At 61.5% G+C, this 16,932-nt stretch carries 15 protein-coding genes; 5 read left to right on the top strand and 10 right to left on the bottom strand.

The window, feature by feature from the left end; translation table 11 throughout:
* Positions 1-23 precede the first annotated feature (23 nt).
* From H6851_19785 to H6851_19760, 6 genes are all read right to left on the bottom strand, one after another.
* On the bottom strand, positions 24-734 hold the full coding sequence (locus H6851_19785; GenBank protein ID MCB9945848.1) for a Crp/Fnr family transcriptional regulator: 711 nt from the start codon (positions 732-734) through the stop codon (positions 24-26).
* Positions 735-929: 195 nt separating this feature from the next.
* Positions 930-2,126, bottom strand: coding sequence for an NnrS family protein (locus H6851_19780; protein MCB9945847.1), 1,197 nt, complete (start codon positions 2,124-2,126; stop codon positions 930-932).
* 152 nt (positions 2,127-2,278) lie between these two features.
* Positions 2,279-3,145, bottom strand: a complete 867-nt coding sequence (locus tag H6851_19775) for a bifunctional hydroxymethylpyrimidine kinase/phosphomethylpyrimidine kinase (protein ID MCB9945846.1) — start codon at positions 3,143-3,145, stop codon at positions 2,279-2,281.
* Positions 3,142-4,047, bottom strand: a complete 906-nt coding sequence (locus H6851_19770) for a MurR/RpiR family transcriptional regulator (GenBank protein ID MCB9945845.1) — start codon at positions 4,045-4,047, stop codon at positions 3,142-3,144. The genes H6851_19775 and H6851_19770 overlap by 4 nt, the downstream gene beginning before the upstream one ends.
* The gene (locus H6851_19765; GenBank protein MCB9945844.1) at positions 4,047-5,030 is read right to left on the bottom strand and encodes a TIM barrel protein; all 984 of its coding nucleotides are present in this window, start codon (positions 5,028-5,030) and stop codon (positions 4,047-4,049) included. The genes H6851_19770 and H6851_19765 overlap by 1 nt, the downstream gene beginning before the upstream one ends.
* A gap of 86 nt (positions 5,031-5,116) precedes the next feature.
* Entirely contained in the window at positions 5,117-6,010 is an 894-nt protein-coding gene (locus H6851_19760; GenBank protein ID MCB9945843.1) for a LysR family transcriptional regulator, read from the bottom strand.
* A 198-nt stretch (positions 6,011-6,208) separates the two neighbouring features.
* On the opposite strand from H6851_19760, the gene katG reads away from it, so the two are divergent.
* Positions 6,209-8,389, top strand: a complete 2,181-nt coding sequence (gene katG, locus H6851_19755) for a catalase/peroxidase HPI (protein ID MCB9945842.1) — start codon at positions 6,209-6,211, stop codon at positions 8,387-8,389.
* Positions 8,390-8,511: 122 nt separating this feature from the next.
* Here katG and H6851_19750 read toward each other — a convergent pair whose 3' ends face one another.
* The 3 genes from H6851_19750 to H6851_19740 all read right to left on the bottom strand — a co-directional run bounded on the left by H6851_19750 (position 8,512) and on the right by H6851_19740 (position 11,576).
* Positions 8,512-9,357, bottom strand: coding sequence for a carbohydrate ABC transporter permease (locus tag H6851_19750; protein MCB9945841.1), 846 nt, complete (start codon positions 9,355-9,357; stop codon positions 8,512-8,514).
* Positions 9,350-10,231, bottom strand: a complete 882-nt coding sequence (locus H6851_19745; protein ID MCB9945840.1) for a sugar ABC transporter permease — start codon at positions 10,229-10,231, stop codon at positions 9,350-9,352. Before H6851_19745 ends, H6851_19750 begins: the two co-directional genes overlap by 8 nt.
* A 76-nt stretch (positions 10,232-10,307) precedes the next feature.
* Positions 10,308-11,576 carry an extracellular solute-binding protein gene (locus H6851_19740; GenBank protein ID MCB9945839.1) on the bottom strand — a complete coding sequence of 423 codons (1,269 nt, stop codon included), beginning with the start codon at positions 11,574-11,576 and terminating at the stop codon, positions 10,308-10,310.
* Between the two features lie 223 nt (positions 11,577-11,799).
* Between H6851_19740 and H6851_19735 the strand changes: the two genes are divergently transcribed.
* Together H6851_19735 and H6851_19730 are read left to right on the top strand one after the other, a co-directional pair.
* Entirely contained in the window at positions 11,800-12,543 is a 744-nt protein-coding gene (locus H6851_19735) for an IclR family transcriptional regulator (GenBank protein ID MCB9945838.1), read from the top strand.
* Positions 12,540-13,613 carry a Gfo/Idh/MocA family oxidoreductase gene (locus tag H6851_19730; protein ID MCB9945837.1) on the top strand — a complete coding sequence of 358 codons (1,074 nt, stop codon included), beginning with the start codon at positions 12,540-12,542 and terminating at the stop codon, positions 13,611-13,613. The genes H6851_19735 and H6851_19730 overlap by 4 nt, the downstream gene beginning before the upstream one ends.
* A gap of 161 nt (positions 13,614-13,774) precedes the next feature.
* Here the strand turns inward: H6851_19730 and H6851_19725 are convergent, their stop codons facing one another.
* Positions 13,775-14,578 (bottom strand): class I SAM-dependent methyltransferase, encoded by an 804-nt coding sequence (locus tag H6851_19725; protein ID MCB9945836.1) that lies wholly within the window; start codon positions 14,576-14,578, stop codon positions 13,775-13,777.
* 228 nt (positions 14,579-14,806) lie between these two features.
* Between H6851_19725 and H6851_19720 the strand changes: the two genes are divergently transcribed.
* Both H6851_19720 and H6851_19715 read left to right on the top strand, forming a co-directional pair.
* Positions 14,807-15,436, top strand: coding sequence for a winged helix-turn-helix transcriptional regulator (locus H6851_19720; GenBank protein ID MCB9945835.1), 630 nt, complete (start codon positions 14,807-14,809; stop codon positions 15,434-15,436).
* Positions 15,437-15,677: 241 nt separating this feature from the next.
* A complete protein-coding gene (locus H6851_19715; protein MCB9945834.1) occupies positions 15,678-16,748 on the top strand; it encodes a 2OG-Fe(II) oxygenase in 1,071 nt (356 codons plus the stop codon).
* The last annotated feature ends 184 nt before the right edge of the window (positions 16,749-16,932 follow it).

Genomic DNA, 16,932 nt, shown 5'->3' with positions numbered 1-16,932 from the left:
CCGGAACAGGAACTCGGTCGGTATCAGGCATTGACGACATGTCTTATGCGGTTGATGTCCGCCAGATGGACCATGCCCCCACGTGTGGAAACCCCGTCGGCGCGCAGTTTCGTCAGCGCACGCGAAAAGGTCTCGGGCTGCATTCCCAACCGTCCCGCGATCAGATGCTTGTCGATCGGCAGGCGGATGGTCGATGTCTTCTGCTTTTCCGCAAGTGTCAGCAGGAATGCCGCCACCCGCTGTCTTGCCGTGCGATTGGATACCTGTTCGAGCTGGCGGACGAGAAAGTGCAGCTTTTGCGACATGCTGGCCAACATGTTCAACGCCAGTTTCGGATCATTTCCCAGCAGCGAACGCAGACCGGTGGCAGATACCAGCAGCAGCCGGGAATCCTCGACGGTGCCGCCGGACACCGGGTAGGTGTCGCCGGCGAAGATGGCTGCCTCCGCGAGACTTTCTCCCGTGGTGAAGAGGTTCACCGTGACCTCGTTACCATCGGGCAGCGAACGGAAGATGCGCATCCAGCCCTGGAGCACGATGTAAATGTAGTCGGCCACGTCACCCTGGCTGTAGATGATCTGGTTGCGGCTGTAGGAACGAACCCGCATGATCGGGAGAAGCTTCAGCCATTGCGTATCGGCAAAGCCCTGAAAAATCGGTATTGTCCGCAGCATTTCCAGATCATCCGGGCTCAGCCCGGCAGTGCGGGCCATCGCCGCCACCGCTTCGTTCATGGCATTTCCGCTCCCCGGGCACGGCCTTGCCCGACATCGGGTCGAGCACTCCTGACAGCCATTCCCTGTTTCACGATCGGTAGCTGATAGCACTGCTTGCCCACGGCGGACAGCTTTGCCATTGGTGGAAGACTGCCCGTTGTGGCACAGGTTGCTCTTTTTCCCGATGCGGAAAGGAAAATCCCGAGGAGCCTCCTAACGAGAGGGGGCGGGTTCCACCTCGTTTCCGCCTCGTCCTCCCCCCTTCTTGCGCCGGGCAAGAATCCACATGGGCGTGAACATCACGACGTAGAAGAGGAATCCGGCTGCCCAGATCACGCCGGAGACCAGGATCATCTCGTCATAGGGCAGGGGCCAGAGCTCGGCCGTCACCCTCAGCAATGCTCCCGCATTGACCAGCAGGTAGATGACCGTGAGGCCCATTCCCGCATGCAGGGGGCGACCGCTATGGCCAAGGCTGGCCCGGGTCATCACCGCCAGCGACATCACGGCCACCCCGCCGGCGGTCAGTGCGTGCACGGCCGATATCGGCAAGCCGCCCTGCCACCCGTCGAGTCCCACCAGCAGGAGACCCATGGCGATCCAGCCATATCCCACATGCAGGATTGTCACCAGCGGTTCGGCGAAGGTGCGGTGTCCCTGCCATCGTCCCAGGCGCACGAGGCCGGCAAGGCCGGCTGCCACCAGCAGCAGGCTCGTCCATTCCGCCTCCGGCAGGACGATCCATGCGACAAGGGCCGCCAGTGCGGTTCCCAGTGCCACCCGGTCGAATGGTCCGAATGGTGCCGGAAGATGATCGCAGCCTTCCTTGACGAGCCAGTTGCGGGTGAAGCTCGGCGTCACGCGGCCGCCGACCAGGAGAATGAGCATGACGATCCCGCCAAGCCCCTGTCGCCAGGCGAAATCGTAGCCCGCCTGATCGAGCGCCGATGCCACGCCGACGAACGCCACCAGCCCGGCGACGGGCAGGTTGCGATTGTTCTTGCCGGTCACCAGCTCACGCAGGATGACAGCCACCAGTACAGCCCAGAAACCGCTGTCGACGACCGCTGCCACCAGCGCTGCCGTCGCACCTGCCCATTCGCCGGAGCCGAGATCGGCAAGTCGTCCTGCCACCCACAGCAGGAACAAACCCAGCAGCGGCAGGCCGCGTACCGGCAGGCGTCCCGTCCAGTTGGGTATCGCCGTGAGGAGAAAGCCGGCCATGGCTGCACCGCCATAGCCGAAGATCATCTCGTGCCGATGCCATGCCATCGGCTCAAGCGCACTGGACTGCGTGCCGATCCCCGCCAGCATGTGCAGCCAGTGCATCATCGCCAGCACGGCCCATAGACCGGCCCCCATGAAGAAGGGGCGGAAACCGCGATCGAGCCAGTGGGAATGCCAAGCCATGAAATTCGTCCCGAAGCCGCCTGTGCGATTACAATGACAGTTTATTCCCGCCCCGTGCATGACCACGGTCAACCCCGGCCTCATCCGCAACAAAAATGGGGCGGCCATTGACGGTCGCTCCGGCCTGAAGGCAGAACGCGAACCGTTGCATGTCAGGATTTCCGGGAAATGTGGGCCGCGGCGGCATTGTTGGCATGGCGAATGGCCCCTCGGAGAGATTGGCCACTGAGCCGGGAAGAGACGAAATTCCCGATGAAGTGATCTCCCGCCCCGTGTGTGCTGATGACCTCGACCTTGTGTGCCGGCTCGAAAAAGGCTTCCTTGCCGGATGCTGCCGCAACGCCATTCCCGCCGGCGGTCACGATTGCGACAGGAAAGTGTTCAGCAAGCAGAAGGGCCGCCCGTTCGGCCGCGGCGATCGCATCGACATGGACACCGCACATCATCCGCGCCTCCCCGGCATTGACCACGAGAACATCGACAAGTGAAAGGAATTCCATGCCCATGGGCCGAGCGGGGGCGGCATTCAGGACGATTTCTATGCCGCGCGAACGGGCCGCCCGGGCAGCCGCAAGGTTGATCTCCTCGGGGACCTCATTCTGCAGTATCAGATATCCGACATCGTCCCATAAACACGGATCGTCGAATACTGCCGGTTCTATCAGGAGATTGGACCCGGACACGATCACGGCACCGTAGTCTCCACCAGCATCGGCAATCGCCACGCTCATTCCGGAGCCGGCCCCGTCCGTGACCTGGACCCGGTCGGTCTCGACCCCTGCCGCCGCCAGCCGGTCCATGAGGAAGGTCGCGAAATCGTCGCGGCCCACCGCTGATACCATCCGGCAGCGGCATCCGGTGCCGGCGATGGCCGTGGCCTGATTGCCGCCCTTGCCACCGGACTTCGGAAACCAGCGATGGCCGGTGACGGTTTCGCCCGCTTCAGGACGATGAGGCGCCTCGACGAAAATGTCATAGTGCAGGCTACCGACAACGAGGACCGTCCGGCGGGGGTTCACAGTCTCACCTTCTCGTTCCTCGACGAGTCGACGGCGGCCATTGTCCTTGCCAACTGTTTTTCGGCCAGACCGAAGCTGCGCTGGGCGACCGCGACAAATATGGCATCCATGATATTGAGCTGGGCGATCCGGGCGGCGGCGTTCTCTCCGAGTAGCGGCGATCCCTGTGCCGTCGAGCACAGAACCACGTTCGCGACCTCGACAATTGGCGAGGAGGCGTAATTTGTCAGGGCGATCGTTCGCGCACCGTTCCGGCGAGCCAGGCGGGCCGCCTCCAATACCGCTCTCGTCGCTCCGGAATGGCTGAAACAGACAGCGATGTCCTGTGGGCCGAGAAGAGACGCCGACATCAGCATCATGTGTGCATCGTCATGGACGGTGCTGCGAAGTCCGATCCGCAGGAACTTGTGTGAGACGTCGCGGGCAATCTGTGCTGAGCCGCCAAGACCGTAGAAGTCGCGGATGCGCGCCGAATGGAGAAGATCCGCTGCCTGCTCGAATGCCTCCATGTCGAGGATCGACATGGTTTCCTCAAGCGCCTGCACTGCCGTGCGGAAGACCTTCCGCACGATGTCGGCAGTCGTATCGTCGGGGGAAATCTCATGATGCAACGATGCGACATCGGTCTGGCGGTAGACGACAAGGGCCTCTCGCAGATCGCGGAAACCGTTGAAGCCAAGCTTTTTCGCAATCTTGACGATCATCGCCTCGGAAACGCCGGCATCGTTCGACACCTCGCGCAACGGGGTTTCGAACGTGATGTCGTTTCGATCGGTCAAGACCGTCACGACGCGTGCTTCAAGCGGTGTCAGCAACGGCAGCTTCATGCGGATCTGAGCGCCGATAGCCCGTGGGTCGCAGGCCTGCGAATCTCCATACTTCACGGTATCTCGTAAAGTCATCAAGACCAGGACCCGGACATGATCCGCCCCATGGCTCTCTGGGCGAGAGGAGAATTCTGCCGGTTCATGGCGATTTTCAGGGCATTATCAGCATCGATCCGGTCGCACATCGCGAGGAGGCGTTCCACCGTCTCGATATTGGTCGCGCATTCCTCCACCGGGTCAATGCCCGATGCATCGGGGAAGGTGTCGAAATAGATGACGCCGTCATAGCCGTCGCGCCGGATCTGCCACAGCAGTTCCAGCGTCGCCTGCGGATGGACGGATGCCACCATCAGGCCATCGTCCCTCTTGCCGTATCCATCGTTGAGGTGGAGGCCCAGCAAACGGGAGCGCCGGGCGACATGGGCGGCCGCAAGGGCCGGCATCTCGTCGGCATAAAGGACATGGGCAAAATCAAGCGTGACTCCGAGATTGTCGCATCCGGCTTCGTCGATGGCCAGCAATGTCGTGGCCACGTCGGGAAGCAGTGCATAGGAACGCGGCTCGTTGGGCTTGTATTCGATCGACACCATGCATTCGGGAGCATGTCCGGCAACTTCGCGGATCCCGTCGACCTCATCCTGCCATATCCGCGAATAGTCGGCCTGGAAGCTGTAATCGAAGCCATCCTGGCCGAGCCATATCGTCATGAGCGGCGCGCCCATTTCGAGGGCGGCATCGATTCCCCGCCTGGTAAGGTCGATGGCCTCGCGACGAACGACGGGATCGGGGTTCGTGAAGGCGCCCAGCCTGAAGGCGGGGTTGGAATAGTAGCGCATGGCGAGCCCGTTGACCTTGAGCCCCATCTCATTGATCTTCCGCTTCACGGTACCAATGTCATCGTCAACGTGATCCGGAAAGTTGAGATCCACATGGGTCAGGCCGGGCACGCCCGCCGCGCGCTGTGCCAGCATCATCGGAGTCGGCTTGCCCTTGAATTGCGGCGACGCTGCATGAGCACATGCGGCAAAGGAATTCAGGCGGGCGGCAAATCTGGTCATGGGATATCCTTTTCTACTTCACGGATTAATATGAAATCGTGAAATTGTCGATGGTTTTGTTTCCGCGTCTGGCGTCCGTTCGACCTTCACGATTGAATGCCTGCGCGGGCGATGATGCCGGCGATATGGGTGAGTTCGTCGGACAGCGGGTTGGTCCTGCGCCAGACCATGCCGATCGTCCGTGTCGGCCTGGGGCGCGGCAGGCGGACCACGGAGACTGCTGCCGAGCGGGTCTCGACGGCGACCGCCATCTGCGGAATGAGGGTGACGCCGATGTCGGCACCCACCATCTGCACCAGGGTCGAGAGCGAACTGCCTTCGATCAGTTCGCTCGGCCGGAAGGACGAGAGCTTGCAATAGGAAATCGCCTGATCGCGGAAGCAGTGCCCTTCCTCGAGCAACAGGAGTTTCATCTCGCGCAGCATCTGCGCGTTCGGCGGTGGCCGGTTCGAGTCGTTCAAAGAGCGAACCAGGACGAACTCCTCGTCGAACAGGGCCGTTTCGTTCAACGATGGCTCGGAGACGGGAAGGGCGACGATGGCGGTGTCGAGCCGGCCTTCCATGAGGTCCTCGATCAGCTTTTGCGTCACCGCCTCGCGCGGTCGCAGGTCGAGGCCGGGAAAATCCCGGGTGATTTCCTTGATGATGGCCGGCAGCAGGTAGGGGGCGATCGTCGGAATGACGCCGATGCGCAGCCGGCCGACGAACGGGCTGTGCGAGGCCCGGGCAAGGTCGGCCAGTTCGTCCACGGCACGAAGGATGTCGCGTGCACGTGACGCAAAAACCTCGCCCAGGCTGGTCAGCCGTGTCTGCCGCAACCCCCTTTCGATGAGCGGCGCACCCAGGATTTCCTCAAGTTCCTTCACCTGTACGGACAGGGCTGGCTGGGAAATGGCGCAGGCTTCGGCGGCCCGGCCGAAATGGCAATGGCGGGCGAGAGCTTCGAAATAGCGCAAATGTTTCAGGGTGACCTGTGCCATAGGGAGAGGTTATGAAACAGATTAGAAATTTCAAATTAAAATTATGAAAATTCCTGATAGAGTTCGGCGCACAAGAGGATGACGCCCCGCGCGAGGCCCGGCCTCGAAGGCCCGTGGACAAGGAATCGCGAAGACCAGATCCGAAGGCGCGTTCGTCCTCCTGATCATTTTCACATACACGGTGCGTCGGAGGTCGATATGCACGGAACCGATACGAACAACGCGGGCAAGTGTCCGGTCATGCACGGGGGCGTGACAGCTACCGGGAAGTCAGTCATGGACTGGTGGCCCAATGCGCTCAAGCTGGAAATTCTCCACCAGCACGATACCAAGACCAACCCGATGGGCAAGGACTTCAACTACCGGGAAGAGGTCCGCAAGCTCGACGTCGAGGCGCTGAAGAAGGATCTCAAGGCGCTCATGACCGACAGCCAGGAATGGTGGCCGGCCGACTGGGGCCACTATGGCGGCCTGATGATCCGCATGTCCTGGCATGCCGCCGGTACCTACCGCATCGCCGACGGCCGGGGCGGTGGTAATACCGGCAACCAGCGTTTCGCGCCGCTGAACTCCTGGCCGGACAATGTCAGCCTCGACAAGGCCCGCCGCCTGCTCTGGCCGATCAAGAAGAAGTATGGCAATCGCCTGAGCTGGGCCGACCTGCTCGTCCTCGCCGGCACCATGGCCTACGAGTCGATGGGCCTGAAGACCTACGGTTTCGCCTTCGGCCGCGAGGACATCTGGCATCCGGAACTGGATACCTATTGGGGTGCGGAGCGCCAGTGGCTGGCTCCCTCGGATGAGCGCTACGGCGATGTCAGCAAACCCGACACCATGGAGAACCCGCTCGCAGCCGTGCAGATGGGGCTGATCTACGTCAATCCCGAAGGCGTCAACGGCAAGCCCGATCCGCTCAGGACCGCGGCGCAGATCCGCGAGACCTTCGCCCGGATGGCGATGAACGACGAGGAAACCGTGGCTCTTACCGCTGGTGGCCACACCGTCGGCAAGTGCCACGGCAACGGCGATGCGTCGGCCCTCGGTCCCGAGCCCGAAGGTGCCGGGGTCGAGATGCAGGGGCTTGGCTGGGCCAACCCGAACCAGAAGCCCGGCAGGGCGTCGCAGGCGGTTTCCTCCGGCATCGAAGGTGCCTGGACGACCCATCCGACCAAATGGGACAATGGCTATTTCTACCTGCTCTTCACCTATGACTGGGAGCTGAAGAAGAGCCCGGCCGGTGCCAACCAGTGGGAGCCGATCGACATCAAGGAGGAGGACAAGCCGGTCGATGCCGACAACCCCTCGATCCGCCGCAACCCGATCATGACCGACGCCGACATGGCGATGATCAAGGATCCCGCCTATCGCGCGATCTCGGAGAAATTCTACAAGAATCCGGACTATCTCTCCGAAACCTTCGCGCGCGCATGGTTCAAGCTGACCCATCGCGACATGGGTCCGCGTACCCGCTACATCGGCCCGGATGCGCCGCAGGAGGACCTGATCTGGCAGGACCCGGTCCCCGCCGGCAACACCGGTTACGATGTCAAGGCGGTCAAGGCGAAGATCGCCGCCAGCGGCCTTTCCGTCGCCGAGATGGTCGCAACGGCCTGGGACAGTGCCCGCACCTTCCGTGGTTCGGACATGCGCGGTGGTGCCAATGGTGCCCGCCTCCGCCTCGCACCGCAGAAGGATTGGGCCGGCAACGAGCCGCAGCGGCTTGCGAAGGTGCTGGGAGTGCTGGAGCCGATCGCAAAGGAAACGGGCGCGAGCCTCGCCGATGTCATCGTGCTTGCCGGCAATGTCGGTGTCGAGAAGGCTGCCAAGGCGGCCGGTTTCGATATCGAGGTGCCGTTCTCTCCCGGCCGCGGCGATGCAACCGACGACATAACCGATGCCGATTCGTTTGCACCGCTCGAACCGATCCATGATGGCTACCGCAATTGGCTGAAGAAGGACTACGCTGTGCCGGGCGAGGAACTGCTGCTCGACCGCACCCAGCTCATGGGCCTGACGGCGCATGAGATGACCGCACTTGTCGGTGGCATGCGGGTGATGGGGACCAACCATGGCGGCAGCAAGCATGGCGTGTTCACTGACAAGGAAGGTGCACTGACCACCGACTTCTTCGTCAACCTGACCGACATGGACTATCGCTGGGTTCCGGCAGGCAACGGAACCTACGAGATCCGCGACCGCAAGACCGATGCGGCGAAGTGGACCGCCACCCGTGTCGATCTGGTATTCGGCTCGAACGCCGTGTTGCGCGCCTATGCCGAGGTCTATGCCCAGGACGACAACAAGGAGAAGTTCGTTCGCGACTTCGTTGCGGCCTGGACAAAGGTCATGAACGCCGATCGCTTCGATCTGGTGCACTGACGCCAGCCGATCCGCAAGAGGCGAATCTTGTCATTGTGATAGCTCCGGGAGCCCTGCTCCCGGAGCTTTTTCATGTCAACGACGCGACTGATTGTGCATTCCGGGCCGAAGACGGCAGGCTGCTATCCTTTTACGGCCCCCATGGTCAGGCCCTTGATGAAGTAGCGCTGGAAGAACAGGAAGACGAGCAGGGTCGGCAGGCTCGCAACCAGCGACAGCGCTCCCTGTACGCCCCAGGCCACCGAATACTGTCCCTTCAGGTTGACGATTCCGATCATGATGGTCCGCTTGTCGTCGGACTGGGTGAAGATCAGTGGCCAAAGGAAGTCATTCCATATCCAGGTGAATTGCAGCGTGGCGAGCACGGCCAGGGCGGGAAGGCTCAGCGGCAGGACCACCATGGTGAGCACCTGCCACTCGCTGGCCCCTTCGACGATGGCCGATTCGCGCATGGCGCCGGGAATGGTGGCAAAGAAATTGCGCATCAGCAACGTGCAGATCGGAATGCCGAGGGCGCTGTGAACGATGATGATCGGCCAGAGCGTGTCGATGAGTCCCAGGGCATTGAACATCCGGAAGAGCGGGACAAGGATGACCTGGGGCGGAAAGAACATGCCGGCGACGACGATGAGGAACAGGACGTTCGAGCCGCGGAAGGGCATCCTGGCAAAGACGTAGCCGGCAAGCACGCCGAGCGCGATCGACAGGATCGTCGCCGGGAGAGTCACCAGCAGGGTGTTGAGAAAATACACATGTACGGCGGGATTGCCGAGCACCTCGGTGAAATTGCCCATATGGAGGCTGGAGGGGATCGCCCAGAGGTCGCCGAGAGCTATGTCGCGCGTCGTCTTGATCGACGAGAGGAGAACTCCAACGGTCGGCAGAAGGAACAATACGGCCAGCAGACAGAGAATGAGGAAGACCGCGACCGGCCATGGATTGTACGGCCCGCAGTTTCTGTCATCCATAGATCCTCTCCACCTTGCGCAACTGGCGGAAATAGAGGCCGATGATCGCCATCGCGATCAGGAACAGGACCACCGCGATCGCACTGCCGTAGCCCATCAGGTATTTCTTGAAACTCTCGTTGTACATGTGCATGGCGAGTGTGTCGGAACTGTTGAACGGGCCGCCGCCGGTCATGATGTAGAGGATGTCGAAGCCCTTGAGCGAGTTGATGACGGCCAGGGCGATCACCACCACGGTCGAGGGGGTTAGCAGCGGCAGGACGATGAAGCGGATGCGCTGCCACGGGGTGGCGCCATCCAGGGCGCTGGCCTTGAGCATGTCGTCGTCGATGGCTGTCAATCCTGCCAGGTAGATGACCATCGACAGTCCGGTCTGTTGCCATGACCATGCAACGATAACCGACCAGAGCGCACTGCCAGGCCGGGCCAGCCACGCATAGTTGAATTTCTCGTTGATGACCGCACTGACGAGCGTATTCAAAAGCCCCCAGTCCGGCTGGTAAATCCATGTCCAGATCTGTCCGACAATCACCGCCGACAGGCAGATTGGCAGATAGAATACGCTCTTGAATATCCGGGCACCGGGAATCTTCACATCGAGCAACAGTGCCAGGGCAAGGCCCAGTGCCGTCGGCAGGATAATGGCTGCGACCATCCATATCGAAGTGTTGATGGCTGCCTGAAGGAACAGCCTGTCTGTCGTGATCTTCATGAAATTGGCGAAGCCGACGAACCTGTAGTCGCTGGAAAATCCGTTCCAGTCGGTGAAGCTGTAATAGAATGAACTGAAGAGCGGCCAGATGACGAAGACGGAGAACATCAGGAGCGGTGGTGCCAGAAGCACTGTGCGCCAGTAACGATTGTGCCGTTCCATCCGTGGCCGTCCCGCTTGCGTCGTCAGGATTGGCCCGGTGAACCATCCCCTCGCGGAGATGGTTCACCGGGGAATATCATTGCTTGAAGGCTGCTTCGGCGTCGCCAGTCACCTGGGCAAGGATATCGGCCGACTGCGAGGGATCGTCGATGAAGCGGGCGAACATCGAAAGTCCGACCTCGGCCACGGGCGGAGGCGTGGCAAGATCGTAGTTGAAGGCAAACGCGTCGGCGCCGGCAACCGTTGCCGCCGCCTTCTGCATGACCGCGTTGTAGCTCGACGGATCGACATTGACATTGGCCGAGAGGGCGCCTTGCGCATTCGCCCAGTCGGCCTGCACGCCGGGGTCGGATACCATGAAGGCGAGGAACTTCTCCGCGCCCTCGACATTGGCGGCATTGCTCGCGATCACAAGGCCGTCCACCGGACCGACGGCGGCATTGGCGATCCCGTCGCTCACCTGCGGGAATTCGAAGAAATCGTAGTCCTGTCCGGGAACCAGCTCCATGCCGTTCCAGTAGCCGGTGATCCATGTGCCCATCAAGGTCATGGCGGCGTCGCCGCGGGCCACCTTGTCGGCAGCATCCGTCCAGTCGTCGGCATTGGCATTGTCGACAAAATACCCCTTGTCGAACAATGACTTCCACAGGTCCATGGCTTCCGCCACCTCGGGGTCCGAATATTTCGCCGCCCCCGACATGAGCCGGGCCCGATAGTCCGGGCCGGCTGTGCGCAGCAGCAGGTAGTCGAACCAGAACTGGGCCGGCCACCGGTTCTTCGAGCCGAGCGCGATGGGGGTGACCCCCTGCGCCTTCAACACGTCGCACAGGGCAAGGAAATCGTCCCAGGACTTCGGCATGTCCGAAACCCCGGCATCGGCGAGCACCTTCGCATTATAGAACATGCCGGCATAGTGATAATTGAACGGCACGAGATATCGATGACCATTGTACTGGGTCGCACTGTCGGCCACGGGCTTCGCGATGACCGAATCCAGGCCATCCCGTGCCCACATGTCGTCGATGGAGTGCAGGCTGCCGGAATCGACGATGAACTGGACGCGCGCGCCGGCCCAGTAGCTGAAGACGTCGGGCAGGCTGTTGCCGGCGGCGCGTACAAGGATGTCGGTCTTGAAATCCTCATGCCCGACCGGGCTTTCCCTGACGGCGATCCCTGTCGCCTCGGTGAATTTCGCGACCTGATCGTTGAACGCCTTGAGACCGAGTTCACCGGTGAAATAGTGACTGATCGTGATTTCACCCGATTGCGCAACAGCAGGAGGGGCCGACATCGCGAGAACGCCCATGCATGTCGAGCCGAGCAGGAAGCTCCTGCGTTTGATCATTTCCACATCGCTCTCCCTTGGTTTTTGAAATGCGGCACTTTTAGCCAGCGTTATCATCGGGAATCATCAAGAAATTTGCTCTATGTCAACAATGAGGATTGCATACGGGCGCCATTGCGTCAAAATCGCCCGGCAATGGCGGAGCCCGAGCGCATGGCGGCCCCGTCTTCGAACAGGGCTTCCGGCCGAGTACGTGTGACCCTGGCGGAACCGGGTGTGAAGAATGCGACTGCTCCAATCCCTGACCCGAGGCCTGGCGGTGCTGGACTACATGATATCGGCGCGCGAGCCGGTAAGGCTGACGGATGTCGCCCAGGTGCTCGGTATCGACAAGTCGAATGCGGCCCATATCCTCAAGACACTGGTTGCCGCGGGCTATGCCGAGCAGAATGGCGGTCGCCGGTATTTTCCCAGCCGCAAGGTCGTGGCCGGCCGGCGGGGCGGACACACGCTGGAGGAGATCGTGGCCGTCAAGGAAGCGTGGCGCGGCCGCCTTGAAGACATCGTAGACATGACGGGTGAATGTGCCCATCTGGCGGTACTGGTCGGTGCGCGCGTCTGGTACATCGACAAGGTCGATTCCGCCTTGCCATTGAAGGTCGATCACCCCGTCGGTTCGCTGGCGCCGTTGCATTGCACGGCATTGGGCAAGGCATTTCTCGCCTTCGGGCACGCCCGCCTGCCGGGGCAATTGCCGTCGTTCACCGTCCGGACGCTGACCGTTGAAGTGGAATTGACCGATGAAATCGCTGCCACGCGCCGTCGCGGCTATGCCGTCGACAACGAGGAGTTCGCCACGGGTATACGCTGCGTGGCCGGCCCGATCATCGACGACAATGGGTACATGGTGGCCGCCATCGGCATTTCGGGCCCATCCGTGCGCATCGACGAGCGGCGGATGAGGGAACTGGGTTCGATCGTCACCAGCATCGGCCGTGCCGGCCAAGAGGGAGGAAGCGACACATGAACACTCGACCTGTCAGGGTGGGGATTATCGGCACCGGCCGGATATCCGATCTGCATGCGCTCGAATATCTGGCCAATCCCGATGCCGCCATCGTCGCTTTGTGCGACCGGGATGCCGATCTGGCGCGTTCGAGGGCGCAGGCATGGGGGATCGGCGATGTCGCTGTCGATGACGATGTCGAGACATTCCTCAATCGACCGGAAATCGACCTTGTCGAGATCCTGCTCCCGCATCACCTGCACCTCCCGGTGGCGCTCAAGGCGATCGATGCCGGCAAGATCGTCTCGGTACAAAAGCCGATGTGCCGCAACCTGGAAGAGGCGGACCGGCTGGTCGCTGCGGCCGAAGCCCACGACCGGCCAGTGAAGGTCTTCGAAAATTTCATCTTCTATCCGCCGGTTCTCAAGGCTCGGGAGCTGATTGATGCGGGAGCCATCGGCAAGCCCCTTTCCATTCGGATCAAGTCGAATGCCGCCCGCAGCCGGACCGCGTGGGAGGTGCCGGAATCCGCGACCGCGTGGCGGCAGCAGCGCGAACGGTCCGGCGGCGGGCCGCTGGTCTTCGACGATGGTCACCACAAGTTCGCGCTCGCGTGGCACTTCATGGGCAATCCGTCGGATGTTCACGCTTTCATCGGAGAATGCGAAGGGCGCGGAGGCAGCCGCTTCGATGCGCAGTCGATGATTTCGTTCCGATTCCCTGGAAATCGGGTGGGGAATCTCGAGGTCGTCTATTCACCGGAAATGGAGGTGATATCGCGGCACTATCCGCAGGACGATCGCGTGGAAATCACCGGTACCAGCGGTGTGATCTTCATCAACGGAGGCCACGGGCGGCTCGGGGCCACTCCACCCGTCACGCTCTATCGCGACGAGCAGATCACCGTCTACGATGTGCCGACCGGCTGGGAGCAGAGCTTCATTCTGTCCACGCGCCACTTCCTTGCGGCCTTGCGGTCAGGCGGTAAGCCCGTGCTGACACCGCGCGAAGGGCGTCAGGTCCTCCGTTTTGCGCTGGCTGCCGAGCAATCGGCGAGCGAGGGCAGGTGCATCCACCTCGACGGGGATTAGGGTACTTCCCGTTCAGGCGCTTCAGCCCGAAATGTGGCGCCAGACGCCGAATGAAGACATCCGATGCGGGGTTCAGGGGATGCCGGATATTCACTTCGACCAGCGCGTCCACCATCGCGCGAGAGAGATGGCCGACTTTTCCGGGTTCGGTCTCCATGGGTCTAACCCGGACATCGGGCCTTGACGGCCCAGGCGCGCGCGCCGAGGCGGACTGGCGCGTCCATTCCCAGCCGCTCTTGCAGAAGTGATTTCAGCGCCATGCGTCGTTCTTCGGGCAGGCTCATACAATAGCCCGGAGCCGGACCGGCTCCCAACGTGAAGGGATGCCAGAAGGCTTCGAAATCGGGAAACTCCGTGATGATCTCGATCGGAGCGATCTCCGGTCCGGCGATCCCCGCCTCTGAGCATAGCCGCGCCAGCCCGTTCCTCGTGCAGAAGGGGAATCTCGATCCTTCGTCAAGCTTGGCAGCCTCCGGCTCAAGAGAGGCTGCGGCCTTCCAGAAGGCGTCGATGAAGCCGATGCCGCCGGCAGGATAGTCCCAGACATAAAATGACAGAAGGCCGCCAGGGCGCAGTACGCGGCACATTTCCAGGAGTCCGGCGATGCGGTCGGGCAGGAAGTTCAGGACAAGCCCCGAGGTCACGACATCGACGCTGCCGCCATCCGCGGGCAGGTCTTCCGCGACCGCGACGCGGAAGCGGGCCCGCGGGTCCATGATGGCCTCTTGCGCGTGAAAGACGAAGTCCTCGGAAGCGTCTGTGGCGAGTACCGAGCCCGGAGCGCATCGCCCGAGGATTGCGGAGGTCAGCGCTCCGGTACCGCATCCCAATTCAAGCCAGTTTGCCGCGCCGGGCGCGTTCAGCCAGTCGAGGAACCTGTCAGCGACCATGGCGCTCCAGCGGCCCATGTAATGGTCGTAACTCTGGCCCACCGTCCAGGCGTCGTATCTCTCTGCCGTGCGCATCGTTTGCCCTCTCCAATTCCGCTTTTACCAACAGGCCAAGGAGCTGCCTGATGACCTGAAGGTGATGTCGCCATTTTCGGGTGACAGGCGAAGCGCTCAAGTTCATAAACTGAAGTTGAATGGACAAGAATGGACCGGTAGGCTCCGGACATGGGCAAGCGTCAGGGATATGGACAGTTCTGCCCGATTTCGCGGGCAGCCGAACTTTTGACAACACGGTGGACACCGTTGGTTGTGCGGGAGCTCTATTTCGGCGGCAGCCGATATGCTGATCTGCGGCGGGGCCTGCCCCGCATGTCAAGCGCCTTGCTGTCCCGGCGTTTGAAGGAACTGGAACACAACGGCATTGTCCGGTGTGAGCGCGCCGAAGGCGGGAGCGGTACCACCTATGGCCTGACCGAGGCGGGGTTTGCCCTGTTTCCCGTACTTGAGAGCATGGGACGCTGGGCGCAGGCGTACAGCCGGGACGACATGACCAGGGACGAGAACCTCGATCCCGACCTTCTAATGTGGAACATCAGGCGCAGGGTGACCAGCGAGGGTATTCCCGGGGAGCGCCCGTTCGTCGTGTTCTTCCATTTCCTGGGCGTGCCGGCCGGGCGAAGCCGCTTCTGGTTGCTGTTCAGGGATGGCGAAATCGAAATCTGCGTCCGCGATCCGGGTTACGAGATCGGGCTCGCCGTAACGGCGCATGTGCGGACCATGATCCAGGTCTGGCTCGGGCATCTGCCGTTGGATAGGGCGATCCGGAAACGCGAACTCCTCCTCGAAGGCGACAGTCGGAACGTGCAGGCCTTTTCCCGCTGGTTTAGCCTGAGCATCTTGGCGGTCAGGGAAAGTCATGACATGCCCGTATAGTAGAGAGAGGGGCAAATTGGGGCCGACGAAGCAGGCAGGACGATCGAGCGGCAGTTCATTTCCCAGTTCCTTCACGGCTTGGTCGACGAGATCAGTAGTGGAGAATGGAGGCGGTGGCGATGTTCGCCTGGGATAATTCCAGAAGGCATCAGGGTTGTGGAATGATCAGGATCAAGGTGGAATAACGGTGGTGCGGTTACCGCAGAACCGCTGGGATGAAACTCCGGAATCGAGAACCTGCATGAGTATTGCCAAAAATGCCGACAACAGGCCACCGGCCCTGATTGTCGGCGACTTGCTTCCCGAAGTCGTTCTACCCGACAACGACGGGAAGCTGTTCAACTTCCGTCATCAGTCCATCGCCGGCGAGACCCACGTTTTCTGGCTGTTCGACGAAGAAGGAAACTCGCCTCCCGTCGAGACACTGGTCGATTGTGCGGGCAGGCTCGCGGCGTTCGATGCACGGCTGTTCATCATTTCGGTCAGACCGCTGGGAGGCGCCCTGACCGAGAGCTTCGCCCCCCTGCGTGATCCCGAAGGCAAGCTGTTCAAGGCCATCGGTATCGCCGGGACAGGGTTGCTGGTGGTCAATCCGCGTGGCCGGATCGTTGCGGTTCTTGACGGCAACAGGTTCGAGCGGGCCATTGCGATTGCGACGGACATTTTCAAGTCGAGCGCGTGTGTGGTGAGACAGCCCGGGGCTCCAGTTCTGATCGTTCCCGACATCCTCGACAAGGCTGATTGCGGCCGGCTGATCGATTACTGGCAGGTAAGCGACAAGGTCACGGACACGGTTTCGAGCAACCGGGGAGCGAAGGATACGCGGCTGCAGGTCAAGAAGCGTGCCGATGTCATGATTGCCGATCAGGGTCTGTTCAATCACCTGAAGAGCCGGTTGATGTCGCGCCTGATCCCCGAGATGAAACGGGCCTTCGACTTCGATGCCGCGAGTTTCGAGGCCCTTCGGGTCGGTTGCTACGATTCGGCGCGTGGCGATTTTTTCAAGCGTCATCGCGACAATTCCACGCCCTATACCGCGCATCGTTCCTTCGCGATGAGCCTCAATCTCAATCCACAGGATTATGAGGGCGGACAGGTATGCTTCCCCGAATTCGGCCGGGAACTCTATTCCGCCGATCAGGGCGGGGCCGTCGTGTTCTCGTGCAACCTGCTGCACGAGGCATTGCCTGTCACACGGGGTCGTCGTTTTGCCGTTTTCACCTTTCTTGCCAACGCGGCCGGTGCCGAACGTGAGCGCAAACTCATCGAGAGGGAAGCGGCCGCGGGCCGGAAGGGAACCAAAATAGGCTGAGCCGGTCGCGCTTGGGGCGCTGGTTTTGGTTTGGATATTTGAGATTTGTTTGGTGTGGTGTTGAAGATTTTTATTGCGGGGTAGGGAGAGTGTGGTTATAAGCCCGCCTCGTCGCCGGGGAGCCTGGTGGACAGCTCGAACGAACGCCTTGGGAATTCACGAAAGACCGGGACGGACGTGGCAT

The sequence above is a fragment of the Geminicoccaceae bacterium genome (assembly GCA_020638465.1).
Lineage (GTDB): Bacteria > Pseudomonadota > Alphaproteobacteria > Geminicoccales > Geminicoccaceae > JAGREO01.
The sequence above is the reverse complement of the archived record's forward strand: the minus strand, read 5'-3'. Positions and strand labels throughout refer to the sequence as shown.